General features: G+C 29.9%; 19 protein-coding genes, 1 pseudogene and 1 other annotated feature. Of the genes and pseudogenes, 14 read left to right on the top strand and 6 right to left on the bottom strand.

Features of this window, described 5'->3' with window-relative positions; all coding sequences use genetic code 11:
• Positions 1-152: 152 nt before the first annotated feature.
• Entirely contained in the window at positions 153-839 is a 687-nt protein-coding gene (locus tag KEC93_RS18240; protein ID WP_077867864.1) for a YetF domain-containing protein, read from the bottom strand.
• A gap of 319 nt (positions 840-1158) precedes the next feature.
• On the opposite strand from KEC93_RS18240, the gene KEC93_RS18235 reads away from it, so the two are divergent.
• Positions 1159-1674: a GNAT family N-acetyltransferase gene (locus KEC93_RS18235; protein ID WP_077867863.1), complete on the top strand. Its 516-nt coding sequence runs from the start codon at positions 1159-1161 to the stop codon at positions 1672-1674.
• 71 nt (positions 1675-1745) lie between these two features.
• Positions 1746-2336, top strand: coding sequence for a TetR/AcrR family transcriptional regulator (locus KEC93_RS18230; RefSeq protein ID WP_242960303.1), 591 nt, complete (start codon positions 1746-1748; stop codon positions 2334-2336).
• A gap of 110 nt (positions 2337-2446) precedes the next feature.
• Here KEC93_RS18230 and KEC93_RS18225 read toward each other — a convergent pair whose 3' ends face one another.
• Complete coding sequence (locus KEC93_RS18225; protein ID WP_077867862.1) at positions 2447-3289, bottom strand: nitroreductase family protein; 843 nt, start codon at positions 3287-3289, stop codon at positions 2447-2449.
• 411 nt (positions 3290-3700) lie between these two features.
• On the opposite strand from KEC93_RS18225, the gene murI reads away from it, so the two are divergent.
• Complete coding sequence (gene murI / locus KEC93_RS18220; protein WP_077867861.1) at positions 3701-4489, top strand: glutamate racemase; 789 nt, start codon at positions 3701-3703, stop codon at positions 4487-4489.
• A gap of 117 nt (positions 4490-4606) precedes the next feature.
• Entirely contained in the window at positions 4607-4867 is a 261-nt protein-coding gene (locus KEC93_RS18215; RefSeq protein ID WP_077867860.1) for a carbon-nitrogen hydrolase family protein, read from the top strand.
• A gap of 146 nt (positions 4868-5013) precedes the next feature.
• Here the strand turns inward: KEC93_RS18215 and KEC93_RS18210 are convergent, their stop codons facing one another.
• The gene (locus KEC93_RS18210; protein WP_077867859.1) at positions 5014-5589 is read right to left on the bottom strand and encodes a TetR/AcrR family transcriptional regulator; all 576 of its coding nucleotides are present in this window, start codon (positions 5587-5589) and stop codon (positions 5014-5016) included.
• A 142-nt stretch (positions 5590-5731) separates the two neighbouring features.
• Here KEC93_RS18210 and KEC93_RS18205 point away from each other — a divergent pair, with 142 nt between their 5' ends.
• Both KEC93_RS18205 and KEC93_RS18200 read left to right on the top strand, forming a co-directional pair.
• Positions 5732-6706: an SDR family NAD(P)-dependent oxidoreductase gene (locus tag KEC93_RS18205; protein WP_077867858.1), complete on the top strand. Its 975-nt coding sequence runs from the start codon at positions 5732-5734 to the stop codon at positions 6704-6706.
• A 51-nt stretch (positions 6707-6757) separates the two neighbouring features.
• Positions 6758-7042, top strand: a pseudogene (locus tag KEC93_RS18200) (DUF2200 domain-containing protein); the annotation flags it as partial.
• 124 nt (positions 7043-7166) lie between these two features.
• Here the strand turns inward: KEC93_RS18200 and KEC93_RS26850 are convergent.
• Positions 7167-7799: a TetR/AcrR family transcriptional regulator gene (locus KEC93_RS26850; protein ID WP_077867857.1), complete on the bottom strand. Its 633-nt coding sequence runs from the start codon at positions 7797-7799 to the stop codon at positions 7167-7169.
• Between the two features lie 132 nt (positions 7800-7931).
• Between KEC93_RS26850 and KEC93_RS18190 the strand changes: the two genes are divergently transcribed.
• The 4 genes from KEC93_RS18190 (at position 7932) to KEC93_RS18175 (ending at position 10808) form a co-directional block, all read left to right on the top strand.
• A complete protein-coding gene (locus tag KEC93_RS18190) occupies positions 7932-8387 on the top strand; it encodes a nuclear transport factor 2 family protein (RefSeq protein ID WP_039771647.1) in 456 nt (151 codons plus the stop codon).
• A gap of 28 nt (positions 8388-8415) precedes the next feature.
• Entirely contained in the window at positions 8416-8997 is a 582-nt protein-coding gene (locus KEC93_RS18185; protein ID WP_039771649.1) for a flavodoxin family protein, read from the top strand.
• A gap of 377 nt (positions 8998-9374) precedes the next feature.
• Positions 9375-10223 carry a sialate O-acetylesterase gene (locus KEC93_RS18180; RefSeq protein ID WP_077867856.1) on the top strand — a complete coding sequence of 283 codons (849 nt, stop codon included), beginning with the start codon at positions 9375-9377 and terminating at the stop codon, positions 10221-10223.
• A gap of 63 nt (positions 10224-10286) precedes the next feature.
• Positions 10287-10808 carry a PadR family transcriptional regulator gene (locus tag KEC93_RS18175; protein WP_023974134.1) on the top strand — a complete coding sequence of 174 codons (522 nt, stop codon included), beginning with the start codon at positions 10287-10289 and terminating at the stop codon, positions 10806-10808.
• Between the two features lie 55 nt (positions 10809-10863).
• Here KEC93_RS18175 and KEC93_RS18170 read toward each other — a convergent pair whose 3' ends face one another.
• The gene (locus tag KEC93_RS18170; RefSeq protein WP_077867855.1) at positions 10864-11460 is read right to left on the bottom strand and encodes a TetR/AcrR family transcriptional regulator; all 597 of its coding nucleotides are present in this window, start codon (positions 11458-11460) and stop codon (positions 10864-10866) included.
• Positions 11461-11620: 160 nt separating this feature from the next.
• Here KEC93_RS18170 and KEC93_RS18165 point away from each other — a divergent pair, with 160 nt between their 5' ends.
• Both KEC93_RS18165 and KEC93_RS18160 read left to right on the top strand, forming a co-directional pair.
• On the top strand, positions 11621-12574 hold the full coding sequence (locus KEC93_RS18165) for a ketopantoate reductase family protein (protein ID WP_039771654.1): 954 nt from the start codon (positions 11621-11623) through the stop codon (positions 12572-12574).
• A 71-nt stretch (positions 12575-12645) separates the two neighbouring features.
• The gene (locus tag KEC93_RS18160) at positions 12646-12801 is read left to right on the top strand and encodes a hypothetical protein (RefSeq protein ID WP_017210387.1); all 156 of its coding nucleotides are present in this window, start codon (positions 12646-12648) and stop codon (positions 12799-12801) included.
• Between the two features lie 19 nt (positions 12802-12820).
• On the opposite strand, the gene KEC93_RS18155 is transcribed toward KEC93_RS18160, so the two are convergent.
• Positions 12821-13360: a TetR/AcrR family transcriptional regulator gene (locus KEC93_RS18155; protein ID WP_017210388.1), complete on the bottom strand. Its 540-nt coding sequence runs from the start codon at positions 13358-13360 to the stop codon at positions 12821-12823.
• A gap of 119 nt (positions 13361-13479) precedes the next feature.
• Between KEC93_RS18155 and KEC93_RS18150 the strand changes: the two genes are divergently transcribed.
• Complete coding sequence (locus KEC93_RS18150) at positions 13480-14226, top strand: EFR1 family ferrodoxin (protein ID WP_077867854.1); 747 nt, start codon at positions 13480-13482, stop codon at positions 14224-14226.
• Between the two features lie 142 nt (positions 14227-14368).
• The gene (locus tag KEC93_RS18145) at positions 14369-14908 is read left to right on the top strand and encodes a dihydrofolate reductase family protein (protein WP_077867853.1); all 540 of its coding nucleotides are present in this window, start codon (positions 14369-14371) and stop codon (positions 14906-14908) included.
• A gap of 73 nt (positions 14909-14981) precedes the next feature.
• Positions 14982-15382, top strand: a binding site (T-box leader).
• Positions 15383-15418 lie beyond the last annotated feature (36 nt).

Raw genomic sequence — 15418 nt, 5'->3', positions numbered from 1 at the left:
ATTTTATATGAGAAATATAAATAATTGGTGTTTTTTGTTGACCTGATTAATTTTGAAACATCATGTAATGTATTTTTAGTTAGTATAAAGGTTAGTGAGGTTATGTGAAATAAGTTATATAAAAATGTTAAGAAGAAGATTTTGCATATAAATTATTTCTTTTGTAGAAATAATGTGCCATCACTTTGAAGTTCTCCATATATTATATCCGCTAAATTAGATATATTTTGAATTTTAAGTTGAGAATATAACCAATCTTCGCTTAAATTTAATTCTTTCAAATTATGTTTAACTATTTTTCCGTCAGAAATTATTTCAGATGGTAAGTATTTTGGTGTAGGAATATTAATGTTCATATCAGATTTAGTAATTTGCTGATCTTGTGGCTTTTTCATTACACTTAAGTTTCCATTGGGCTCTAATATAGCATATTCTACTTCTTTAATAGAGAATATATTTTGTTTCCTAAGTAGCATTAATAAGTCATCTAAATTAACACGATTAGATGTTAAAGAAGCTTTTAAAATTACCCCTCTTTTTATAATTATTGTAGATTGACCATCAATTATTTGTCTTAATTTACTGAATTTTAAGCCAATGTATTCAACTAAAAGAGTTAATACACACCAAAAAATTAACCCTATAAAATCATCCCAAAAAGGTTCTTCGGTTTCACGAATCATATTAGCTGCTATTGAGCCAATTGTGATTCCAGTAAAGTAATTAAAAAAAGTTAGATGACTCATTTGTTTTTTCCCTAATATTCTGGTTAAAACTAGTAATGTTATAAAAAGTATAAATGTTCTTAGTAAGACGTCAGGTGTGTTTGTTGGGATCATTGGTATTACCTCCTAAAGTTATAGTGAAAATAATATTTATGCAAACAAAATATTGAAGTATAAAAAGTAATAAATATAAATGGATTATTGACTATTAATAACGTTTATATTCAAATAAATAGTCAATTATAATGATTAATGCATAAATTGTCCACATATTAAAAAAATGTATATAGAAAATTGATATTATTAGATGTGTGTAATATTGAGCCATATGTAGATTTTGCATAGCAATTAATAAAAATAGATTTTTGAAAATTGAATAATAGGATATTCAAAAGATATGTTATAATTATCCATAAATAAATTAAAATCATAAGTGGGTTTAATTTTTTATAGACTAGAATACTATATTGCTTGGGCAAGATATTTATCGAATCCTAGAGTTAACTGTTTTCGAGGTGAGAAAATAACAACACATGAGGAGGCTATATCAGAGGCTAAAAAGAAAAGTGAAGATGACTCTCATATTGCTGTTTTATTGAATGATGACGAGAATTTAATTGGAGAATTATTTTATTTTTATGAAGAACCAGACACCTATTCCATAGGATGGAATTTTAATGAACAATATGAGGGAAGAGGATATGCTGGCGAGAGTGCGAAAGCTTTATTTCAATACCTTTTCAACGAAAAAAGAGCTAGAAGATTATATGCATATGTTGAAGATGATAACTATCGATCACAAAAACTGTGTGAAAAATTAGGGATGCGTAAAGAGGGATGTTTTTTAGAATTTATTTCGTTTATAAAAGATGAAAATGGAATTCCTAAATATGAAAATACGTTTCAGTACGCATTACTGAAAAAAGAATGGGAGAAACAACAAATTTAATTCTGTTACAATTAATGTAATTTGAAACATAAAACTAAAAATGATATAATTAAAAATAAAATAAGAAAGCGGTGATAAATTTGGATAAAATATCGCTAGATAAAGAAACGATCCTTAATGCAACAGAAGAAATAATTCGCCGTTTCGGACCAGATAAAGCGAATATAACTGACGTGGCAAAATTATTAAAAGTAAGTCATGCTGCAATTTATAGATATTATAATGGAAAAACAGATCTATGGAACGCTGTTACCGAGCGTTGGCTTACACGTTTGCATGCTCCGTCAAATAACATATTAAAAGAAGATAGTCCTGCAGATGTTAAACTTAGTAATTTACTCGAAAGTTTTGTTGAAGCTAAGCATAACAGTGCTATTAATGATCCGGAAATGTTTGCGAACTACATAAAACTAGCTCAGAGATCAATGGAAGTAATAAAAAATGGTATAGAAGAGGGAATTAATTCTATTGAGAAGGTTATAGTGCAAGGAATTACAGAAGGTATATTCTTTACAGAATCTCCTTATCAAGAGGCGAGATCTGTATATCTTGCAACCAGCGTTTTTATTCATCCAAACACATTTGAAGATCCTGACAGAAAACAAAACATAGAATCTGTTATAAATCTTTTAATAAAAGGACTTAAGAATTCCAATAAGTAAATATTTTATATAAGAAATGGCCGACTATTATCGGCCATTTCTTATATGGTTATCTAAATCACAGTCACATTAAAATGTAAATTAATGCAAATCATACAATTTATTTCTTATTATTTTCCCCAGGTAACCTGCAATGGATTTCTATCTACCAAACGTTTATACGTGTATTTTGGAAAGCCGACCATAAGTCCTGCTGTAACCTTCATATTTTCTGGCAAATTCAAAATATCAAGTAATGGCTTATAACCAGAAGCAGCACAAGCGTCAAAAAATCCAGTAATGCAACTTCCAAGTCCCATTGAAGTCGCATAAAGTTCAGCATATGCTAGAGAAAAAAGCGTACTGTCATGTCCCATTGATGAAGAATTTTTATGAACTATTGGTATTACTAGACAAGGAGCATTACGTAATACAACATCCTCACCAGTCTCACGATAGTGTCTTACATGATTGGTAAATGGTGCTTCTAATGGTGATCCAGCATAAGGTGGGTGTTTCAATGCCTCTTCTAACCAATCAATTGCAACCGATGTGATTTTGCGTAATGTATCAGGATTATCAATTACATGATAGGAAACTCCTTGTGAATTACCACTTGTTGGCGCAAATCTGGCAATATTTAAAAGCTGTTCTATCTTTTCTCTAGGAACTGGTTTATTTTGAAATTCCCTAATAGAACGTCTGCTGCGGAGAAAGCGAGATGCAGTATCTTCGTCAAGAACTGGTGTTTTTTCTAGTTCTACTTGATTTGCTAAAGGCGTTTTTACATTGTCAAGTGCTGCCCAGTGACAAACAGCAACACAGTGACCACATGCGATACAAAACTGTCCTACTACCTTTGGTCCATTTTCATCCATACCTATAACACCAGTTGGACAGACTTTGGAGCAGCTTCCACACTTAGTACATTTAGATTGATCAACCTGTATCAAATTTCTATTATCCTTTTCCATATTATAATTCCTCCCCTTGAGATGATTATATAATTTAATCACGAGTTACAAGTACTTGATGATGTAACTTGTAATTGAATTTTATCATATAATAAAGCTAATTACAAGTTTATAAATATGTAACTTATAATTAGTTATGCCAGCTCCACATATAATTTGAATATATAAAACACCATCAGCCCTGTCTTTACTAATAAGGTAATTTTCATAATAGTAGATTTCTTATTTTTTGCGATAATCAAAAATTTAAAAATAATTTTTTAAAGTAGTTTTACTTTGAAAATTGAACAATGTGATGTTTACCAAATGTGTTATAATTGTTTTGCTGAAGTAAATTTATGTAAAACAATGATACAATAAAGCTTCATTGGAGTAGCATATAAATTTTATTTATTGGAGGAATAGAAAAAGATGAAAATAGGTTTTTTTGATTCAGGTATTGGCGGTATCACTGTATTATATGATACGTTAAAAGTGTTACCTAATGAAGATTATATATATTATGCAGATACATCAAATGTTCCATATGGACCAAAACCAAAAGATGAAGTTAAAAAGTATATTTTAAATGCTATAGATTTTATTGTTGAACAAGGAGTTAAGGCAGTAGTTATTGCTTGCAATACTGCTACAAGTGTAGCAATAGAGGCGTTGAGAAGTAAATATAGCATTCCGATTATTGGTATGGAGCCTGCAGTAAAGCCTGCCATTGAAAAAAACAAAGATATGAATAAACGAGTATTGGTAACTGCCACTGCTTTGACGTTAAAGGAAGAAAAATTACATAATCTTATTTATAAATTAGATAACGAACATGTTGTTGACTTACTTCCTCTTCCAGGATTAGTTCAATTCTCAGAAAGACTTGAGTTTGATGAACAAATAGTATTACCGTATCTTAAAGAGGAGTTATTTAAATTTGATTTAAATAATTATGAGGCTATTGTTTTAGGGTGTACCCATTTTTCTTACTATAAGGATATGGTTAGAAAATTAGTGCCTTCAAATGTTAGTATAATCGATGGAAACATTGGCACTGCAAAAAATCTTAAAAGAATTTTGAAAGAAATGAATTTATTAAATGAAGGGCATGGCAACATCACTTTCTATAATTCAGGAATTAGAGTCGAGGATAAAGCAGCATTAGATAGATATAACAGACTATTTGAAAGAATGGATAATATCAACCAATATAATTAACTTACCTATGCAAAGGTTCATACCTGTGATTTTGGAGATGAATGCAGATTAACAGCCAGTGATGATTTTTATGTTGCCGATTTAGGCACTTCCCAAGGTAATGTAAAAATAGGTGCAATGATTTGCTATGACAGGGAATTTCCAGAAAGCGCAAGAATTCTTATGCTAAGAGGCACTGAGATTATTTTAGTACCAAACGCTTGCCCTATGGAGATAAACCGCATTTCACAGTTGAGATCAAGAGCATATGAAAATATGGTTGGTATTGCAACTGTAAATTATCCAAAAGGTAAACCTGACTGCAATGGCCATTATTCTGCATTTGATGGGATTGCGTACAGACCTTCCGACTTTGGTTCAAGAGACACGCTTATTTAAAATGAATGGTGTGTTTTTTTATGCTCAAAGTTTTTAGGAAATGAGGGGGGACAATTTGTAAAGTCCAAGTTAAAACCGCCACCCCATATTATATAGTAAATAACTCATAAAATAAATCCTAAAATTTTATGTTAATGTTTTATTACTTAAATAAAAATAACATCTACAAATGAATTTATTAAATCAGTCGGATCATCTAATCCTTTTTCTGGTTCTAGATGCCCAGTAGAGTTAAGCTCAACAAGACCAAGAATAAATGAAGATACCATTGCGGTTAATTGTTTCGGCGATTTATTAACAGTACATTTTTGTTCATGAGCTTTTTCCAAACATTCATACAAGAGTGCAAATACTTCAATGGCTGAAATGTGCAGGGTAGGATATTGCTCCTTATTCCATTGCTTGCGGAACATTAATGGATAATGCTCTTGATTCTTTATACCAAAATCATAAAATGCATATAAGACTTCATAAACAAGTTTTTTTGGATCATTTATTTCTCCAATTAATTTTGAAATACGGTTTTTTAGCGTATCAAAATTTTCAATTACAATGGCTGCAAGTAAATCATCTTTATTTTTAAAATATACATAAACTGCACTTCTAGATAAATTCGTTTCTTTTCCAAGGTCACGCATACTAACCGAATCAACACCACCTGTATCAATCATTTGCCTTGTGACATCAATCAATTTTTGTTTTGTATCATTACTATTTTTCATATGAACCTCTTTTACCAATATATTTATAAATAATTTTACAACACTATATTGACACCGTCAATGTTAGGGATTATAATAAATTCAAGTTGACAGTGTCAATGATAAAATATGTTAACGTTACTTGCAAAGAAGGAGTGTTATTATGTTAAATGAAATTAATTTAAATAAAAAAACAATTATTATAACTGGGGGGAACTCAGGATTAGGTTATGAATGTGCTAAAAACATTGCTAAAGCTAATATTAATAATCATGTTATACTAGCTTGCCGTAATGCAGCTAAAGCAAATGATGCAGTTAATTCACTAATTAAAGAAACAAACAATAACAACATAACTTCTTTGGAACTTGACCTTGCATCCTTAGAATCAGTAAGAAATTTTGTGAGCAAATTTTCAAAATCAAATTATCCACCACTATATGCTTTAGTTTGCAATGCAGGATTAATTATGGTTGATAAAACTCATTATACTAAAGATGGCTTTGAAAGTACCTTTGGAATAAATCATCTTGGACATTTTCTACTATCCAATATGCTGCTAGAAAAGATGACTGATTCAGGTAGAATAGTCTTTGTTAGTAGTGGAACTCATGATCCATTACAAAAAACAGGGATAGCTGAGCCTGTATATAAAAATGCAAGATTATTAGCTTATCCTAAGGATGCTCATGAAAGTAAAAATATGATGACAATTGGTCAACGTCGCTACACAACTTCAAAATTATGCAATATATACTGCGCATATGAGTTATCCGAAAGAATAAAAGAACAAACTAATAAAAATATTACAGTAAATGCTTTTGATCCTGGACAGATGCCAGGTACAGAGTTTTCACGCACTTTTCCTCCTTTAATGAAATTTGTTTGTGATTATATTCTCCCTATTTTTACTTTAGTTCGTCCAAGTGCTAATACTGCTAGCAAATCAGGTAAAGCATTAGCATTACTCATAATTAATCCTGAGCTTAATGAAATTACAGGTAAATATTTTAAAGGCACAAAGGAGATAAAAACTTCGAAGCTTTCCTATAATAAAGAAAATAGAAAAGATTTATGGAGGACAAGCATTGAATTATCAAAACTAAATAAAGATGAAACAATATTAAACTTAGACTAAGAATAATTCATAGATTTCAGCTTATATATGTAAGATGAGGAAAATATCATGGAGAAAAAAGGACGTACAAAAAAAGAAGTTGATGAAATCATTCGCTGGTTGACAGGATATAGACAGGAAGAGCTAGAAGCACAAATGTAAAAACAGACAGATTTTGAGACTTTCTTTAGGGAAGCTCCCACAATGAACCCTTTAAGGATCTTGAGTAAAGGGGTTGTCTGCGGTGTCCGAGTGGAAGATATTGAAGAACCAATTATGAAGGAAATTCGCTATTTGGATAAGCTAATAGATGAGTTAGCAAAGGGAAAAGCGATGGATAAGATTTTAAGAAAATAATGATTAAAAACGAAGAAACACTGATTTTATATGTAAAATATAAAATCAGCGTTTTTTTGCCAGATTAATACTCAAATAAGAAATAATTATGTATATATTCAAAGATGTTGAATAACACATATATTTATGTTGACTTATTATTGGTATCTTTATAACGAAGTCCATCGATAACAATGGACATTAATTTATTGAATCGTTCGATATCCAAATCACCTTTACGCTGCTCTATAGCAAACAGAAGACTCATCATAAGGGTAATTAAATCCTTTATATCTATATCTTCACGTACAGCCTTGGTTTGCTGAGCACTGGTGAGGAGAGTAGCAAATGTTGACTGAAAATCCTGTAGCACATCAAAATCTGTCATTCCGGTATTTAAAGCATCTTTTAACGCCTTGTTAGTAAATCCATCTTCTATGATATGTATAAAGAAATTAAAAAAAGCTTCACCTGGATCAATATTATTAATTAGAGACTTAGCTCTTTTTGTAAGCTGCTGTTTATAATTAATATTTACTGCCTCAAATAGTGCTTCTTTGTTTGGAAAATGGCGGTATACTGTACCAATGCCTACACCAGCCTGACGAGCAATTTCACTTATAGGAATTGACGTCCCTTTTTCAGAAAAAATCTTATATGCCGCATCAAGTATCTGCTCTCTATTTTGTTTTGCATCCGCTCGCAAGGATTTTGAATTATTATCATCAGGCTGCGGAATATTCTCTGTCTTGTGTACAGAGCACTCTTTATTTGTCATCCAGATAACCACCTTTCTTTTTTATTTTACTTCAAAGTTTGAATATTGACAACGGAATCACCATTCCGTATAATATTTAACATAAGCGGAATGTGAGTTCCGTTTAGTTAATATTAAAAGGCGGTGTGTATTATGAATGAAGAAAATAAAAATATCAGAAGTCCAAGGGAAATATTTGAACTTGCCCAAACTATGTTTCTAAATAAGGACTTGAGCAGTTTTTCTGACTTATTTGCAAGTGATGGTATATTGGAATTGCCGTTTCATATTCAAAAATCAATGAGGTTAATTCAGGGACGTGAGAATATTCGTAATTATCTTGCGATGATGCCAGCTGCACTTTTAAAACCAATAGGATATAAATCCATGACAATACATGAGACAAGCAATCCTGAAATTATTATAGCTGAGTATGATATGTACGGTGAAGTTACGGCTAATAACAAGCCTTTTCAGAGGAGGTATCTTCAAGTTGTTGAGGTTCGTAATGGCGAAATTATAACTTTACGCGACTATTGGAATCCAATTGATACATTCGAAATACTTGATCGTTTGCCTGAGCTTTGTACTATTCTTACACAAAAGTAAAAGTGATTATTATAAGGAGAGATGTAAAATGTCAAAGGTTGTTATTTTCAACGGTAGTCCAAGAAAAAATGGGTATACCACAAAATTGTTAGAACAAGTAGCAAAAGGAGCGAAATCTAAAGGGGCCGAAATAATTGAATTTGATTTAAATGATTCTGGAATTCGTGGTTGTCAAGGATGTTTTTACTGCCGTACACATGATGGTTGCGCGGTTAAGGATTATCTACAGCCAATGTATAAGGCTATTACTGAGGCAGATGCTATTGTATTTGGTTCTCCAATCTATTATTACCAAATTACAGGTCAAGCAAAAATTTGGTTAGATCGTACATTTCCAATGGTTGGAGATAATTTTGCACCGAGACATTCTGGTAAAAAGTTAATAACGATATTCACTCAAGGTAGCCAAAATCCTGAAATGGGTGCGGAAGGCATTAAATTTGTTAATAATATGCTTGCAGCATATGGTTGGAAATTAGAGGATAGTATTCTTTGCTGTGGAACTACTAATTTTCATTCAGAAAAGCTTGGAAGGTATGATTCTAATTTAGAGCAGTTTGAGGAACTATCTTTGAGAGCATTTAAGGATGGAGAAAATCTAGTTAGGTAAATTTCAAACACACAATATCATTATTAATCAATAAAAATAAAGAATAGATTTTAAAGTCGCATTATTCAAATGAATTTGCGATTTTTTATTCTTTAGTCGCTTGCGATTTTGTTCACTCTTTTTCAAATTCAAGTTTTATATTTTGAATAAAAGCAAATAATAAATCAAGACCAAGTATAAATGCTAAGAAAAAAGTTATAGTTGACAATTAGTCTAATTAGACTATAATATGTAGTGATGTTAGTCTAATTAGACTGATGATAAATAGAAATGTATTGTCAATATCCGTTAATATATTAAATAAGTAAGTATTTAACATTTATTGAGAACTGTAAGCATTTCATAATAAAGATTAAACAAAAGAAAGGATGAAAAAAATGATTAAATCGTTTTTAATGATAGGACAGTCAAATATGGCTGGGCGTGGATTTATTCATGAGGTACCCCCAATTTATAATGAAAGAATACAAATGTTGCGTAATGGTAGATGGCAGATGATGACGGAGCCAATTAATTATGACAGGCCTGTTTCAGGAATAAGTCTTGCCGGTTCATTTGCAGATGCATGGAGTCGTCAAAATCAAGAAGATACTATTGGTTTAATTCCTTGTGCTGAAGGTGGAAGCACACTGGATGAGTGGGCTGTAGACGGAGTACTTTTTAGATATGCTGTAACTGAAGCTAAATTTGCTATGGAAAGTAGTGAACTCACAGGAATTCTATGGCATCAAGGAGAAAGTGATAGTGTTAATGGTAACTATAAAGTATATTATAATAAATTACTTTTAATTATTGAGGCTTTTAGAAAAGAGTTGAATGCTCCAGATATTCCAATTATTATTGGTGGATTAGGAGAATTTTTAGGTAAAGAAGGATTTGGGAAAAGTTGCACTGAATATAAATTCATTAATGAAGAGTTACAAAAGTTTGCTTTTGAACAAGATAATTGTTTCTTTGTTACAGGATCAGGTTTAACTTCTAATCCTGATGGTATTCATATTGATGCAATTTCTCAAAGAAAATTTGGTTTACGTTATTTTGAGGCCTTTTCTAATAGACAACATGTATTGAAGCCATTAATTAATGAAAATGAGCTGCTGAATTTAAATAATGCTAGAACACATACTAAAAATGAAAAGATATATATAAAAAGTATGGAGTTTGCATTAGGAAAAATATCATATGAGGAATTTGTATCTCAATTCATGCAAACCAACAATGATTAAATCTTATAATTATGAAATAACAGTTAATATAATTTTGATGAAGAGCATAAAGAAGGTGTTTTTTTGATACCATTACTAATTTTAGGTTTATTAAAACAAAACCCTGGTTCTTATGGATACGAATTATTAGCCTTAATGGAAGAGAGACACTATAAATATATAGCAAATTTCACCAAAGGTTCATTCTACTACAATCTTCAACAATTAGAAGAAAAAAAATATATTAAAAAAGTTAACAAATTAGATAATACTAGAGAGACTAATAATTACATTATAACTGAACTAGGAGATAAGGAATTTGAAAAATTAATGTATAAGTATGGATCTAAGACAGATTATATAAACTTATCGTTTTATGCAGCAATGTTGTTTGCTGATGAATATAAAAGCGAGGATCTAACAAAACTAATAGAAATACAAATTGAACAAACTAAAAAGAAAATTTCCTTATTAGAACAATCTCTTGAGCATGATGAAACTATTCCTACATATTTTAGAAAAATGTTGGAAAATTCACGTTCTCATCATTTAGTAAATGTAAAGTGGTTTGAAGGACTATTAGAAGATATAAGAAATGAAAATTAATATAAAATCATAATTTATTTATTCTTTAGAATACTAGAATATATATTCTGATATTCTAAAGAATATGCTGGAATAATGCGGCTTTTAAAGTTACAGCCTTTATCCCATTCATAATAAAGCTAATCGTTTTTTCAATATTATATTCTTTATCATTCTTACTAAAATAGCAATATTGAGCACAACTATATACTGATGAGGAAATTAGTTTGACTAATATATTTGTGTCTTTAGAATCTAACTCATTTCTAGCTACCATACTATTTAATATTTTTTCGATAAGATTGTCTATTTTATATTTTAATAAATTATCTACAGTAGAAGCTATAGATGTAGAATCAATTTTACGCTTTTGATAAAATGAAATATTGTATTCATAAAGGAAGAAAATAAGTTCCTTTATAATCTCTTCATTTAAATCTGTAGCATTTAAAATTTCTATTGGTAACATTTCTTCAAAACAATCTATAACAAGTTCTTCCAATAAAATATACTTATCTAAATAGTGAGCGTAAAAAGTTGCTCTATTTATAGTTGCCTTTGTTGTAATATCTTTAATTGTTATGTATTTAAAGTCTTTTTCCTCAAGTAATTGAATAAACGACTCTTTAATCAAATTTTTAGTTCTTACTGCTCTTGGATCTTTTTCATTCATAATTTATCATTAATCTCCTTTGACAAAACAACAGATTTAATAAAATGTTGTTTATACAACATAGCTAAAAATCTATTGGTTGTAGCTTTATGAGTAATCAAATATTATATTAACATACACTTATATTTTAAACAACACATGTTTAATAGGAGGAAATATAATGAAAATTTTAATGATAGGTAGAGGCGTAATTTCAACACAATATGGATGGGCTTTAGAAAAAGCAGGTAATGATGTGACATTTTATGTGCGCCAAGGAAGAATCAATCAGTATGGTGATATAGTGAATTTAAAAATATTAGATGGCAGAAAGAACAAAAAAGGTGATTTAGTAAATACCGCTTGGAAAATTAAAATGATAGAAGAATTGTCATCTAACCATGATTTTGATTTGATTATGATAAGCGTAAATCATAATCAATTAAGTACTATAATAAATTGGTTAGAACCACTTGTTAAAAATTCAACTGTTCTAATATTTAATAATATTATTAATGAGCCTTTAAACTCAATTGGATCAATTCCTAAAGAACAAGTTGTTTGGGGATTCCCAGGAGCTGGCGGATCTTTTATAAATAAAAACACGTTAGATGGTGGGTTCATGAAAAACATATTTATGGGCTTCATTGACAATACTACTAATAAAGCTAGATATGATATGGTAACTCGACTATTTAAAAATGCAGGTTTTGGTATTTCTGAACAGAAAGATATGCGTAATTGGCTATGGTTTCATGTAATTACTAACGCAAGCATGATGGCAGCAGCCTCAAAAGTAGGTTCGCTTAATAATCTATTTGATTCTGCAAATGCCCTTAAAGATTTTGCTTTAATATTAAGGGAACTTACACCATTGATGGCAGCTAAGGGCTCTAAGGTTAGTACAATAATAAATATCGCAGTGAATTTACCTGCAGGTATTGTGGCTTTTGTAATGAAATTAGCATTAGCTGAAGGTAAGCTGCCAAGAGAAATAATGAGAAGTGCTAGTGGGAGTGAAAATCTAAAAGCTGAAAGTAATGTAATATTTGTGCGCGATACTCTTGCTGAAGCACGTAGACTTGGGATATCACTTCCTAGGCTTGAATCTTTAGAGTCACCTATTTATAAATAATTTTAGTGCTTTTTAAACAAAAATAACTAGACAGTTTTTTGGTTCATGTAAATTTTAAATTGAGGTATAAAATGTTTGAAGGATATGACGAAACTAAAATACCTGAATACTATAAATCTGGTAATCCTAATCAAGAATTAGATACGGCCGATTTTCCGTATTATATACTTGAATATAAATACGTATTAATAGAAAACACTGGAACTATTAAAGAAAAGAGCCTCTAATTGGTATGATTCATCTATATTACTTATTTATAAATTCAGAAATTGTCTTTGCCATATAGTCATCACTTTGCCTCATCCCACCTTTAGCCCATTCGATTAATACATTATATAATCCACCGGCCATATAATCAATCCAAAATTTATGCTGATCTGGAAGAAGTGAATCTTTGCAGAGAATCCTTTGGGATAGTTCATAAAAAGATTCAATACATTTTTCAAGAAGTATGTTAATTAAATTGGAATTAATTAAATTAGAAATTAACTTCTCATGTTTTCTAAAATAGGAAAAGTATAAGCGTAAATTCTCATAATTGTCTAGTTTTTCTTTCTGCATTACTTCCTTAGAATATTCTTTTAAGAGTTCATCAATGTATGTGGTAATAATATCTTCCTTTATATTATAATTTCTATAAAAAGCCATTCGAGAAACTCCAGCTTTTTTTGCTATTTCTGTAATAGAGATTTCTTTAAAATTCTTTTTTTCCATTAAAATCATAAGTGCAGTGAAAATACTTTCTTTTGTTATTATATTTTGTATATTAGCGGCTTTATTTACCATAACAATATCCTTTCTTTTGTAACGTTTGCTCTATCTTCTATTGAAATATTCTTTTGCCCCAATTATACTATACTCAAATAAGCGTTACAATTGTAACGGTGAAATTTGAGGAGGATATTATGAAAATTTTATATTTCACAGCAACAGGAAATAGTCTATATATAGCAAAAAGCCTTGGAAGCGATTATTATTCAATTCCTAAATTAATAAAAGAAGGTAAATATGATTTTGAAGATGAAAAAATTGGGATTGTATTTCCAATTTATAATAGCGGAGTTCCTAAAATAGTTGAAGAATTTTTAAATAAAGCAAAATTTAAGGGTAAATATATTTTTGGAATAGCAACTTATGGAATGTATGCTGGTGCAGCAACAAGACACCTTTTGGAAATTGGTAATAGAAATAGAATTGAATTTTCTTATATTAATGAGATAGTTATGATTGATAACTACCTTCCAGGATTTGATATAAATAAGGAGCTAGAAAAAGAACCTAAGAAAAAGATAGAAGAGAACTTAGAAAAAATAATTAAAGATATTAATGAAGAAAAGAAATATATTAAAAAGCATTCTTTTATTTCTAGTGGTCTTAGAATACTAAGTGAAAAAATATTTTATGATGATGAATTTGAAAAGAATTTTACTGTAGAAAATACTTGTACTGGCTGCAAAACTTGTGAAAAAGTGTGCCCTGTAAATAATATAAAAGTAGATAAGAAACCCGTATTTATGAACAATTGTCAGAGATGTTTGGCATGTACTAATAATTGTCCACATAATGCAATAAGAGTTAAAAAGGAAAAAAGTAAAACTAGATTTATTAATCAAAATGTTACATTGAAGGAAATAATAAATGCAAACAATTAATTTGTATTCTTCCATTATTTCCTTTCTAATATATTATATGTCATGACAATTATTATGACTTATAATTAATTATATATCAAACAATAATAACAATAAAACAGGTGAAAATCAAAATGTCTTAGACAATTAGGGAGGCTTTAATGTGAAAAGAAAGATAATTTTAAATCTGGCAATAAGTCTTGATGGATATATAGCTTCAGAAGATGGTGGATATGATTGGATAGCTGGACATGGAGATAATACATTAAATACTGAAAATAAATTTGATTTTGACAAATTCCTAGAAGGTATAGATATAGTAGTTATGGGTAAAAATTGCTATGACCAAGATATGCATAATGATTATAAAAGTAAAAAAGTATATGTAGCAACATCTCAAAAACTTCAAAATCAAGATAATCTTCATTTTATTAGCGGAGATATTGTTAAAATAATACAAGAAGAAAAAGAAAGGGACGGTAAGGATATATTCCTATTTGGAGGTGGAGGTCTTGTAGACAATTTTATCAAAGCCGATATTATTGATGAATTTATAGTGGGAATAATTCCAATTATACTGGGCAAAGGAAGACCTTTGTTTTTAGAAAATAATCCAACAATAAAGCTGCATTTAGATGAAGTTTTCGTAGAGGATGGTATCACCATTTTAAAATATATAAAAAGAAAAACAGAAGATTGTTAATTGAAGATAAAAAACTATGAAGAGAGTTTTTAGATGTTATATTTACAAAAACAGCTTTTTATTGTAAAATGTATTAAAAGCAATGAAAAGAAGAGTAGATAAAATAATTCGTTTTCAGAGAGCTCTAGATGGTGGGATTGAGCAATGGATTTTTATTGAAGAAGGTCTTGGAGCTGCACACTGAGTCTATTTTATCCGATAGCTAGTAATCCGTAATACTCTCTCACATATAGGTGGAAGATAACGGCTACGTGCTCTTGGACAGGGTACCCATTGAGGGTATAAATTAAACTAGAATTCAGATGGGGATAAAAACCCAGCATGAATCAAGTTTTACTTAATAGAGGTAGGATGTGACGGAATACCCCGTTATAGGTATAGAGTATCTCATTTTTGATGTACTTGAAGAGGTGTATACGGCAACGCATACATAAACTGAGGTGGTACCACGAATTTATAACTTTCGTCCTCAAGATTAGAAATCTTGGAGGTGAAGGTTTTTTTTATTTG

It is taken from the genome of Clostridium beijerinckii (assembly GCF_018223745.1).
GTDB lineage: Bacteria > Bacillota > Clostridia > Clostridiales > Clostridiaceae > Clostridium > Clostridium beijerinckii.
Note: the sequence above shows the minus strand (reverse complement) of the source record. Positions and strands in the feature narration are given on the sequence as shown.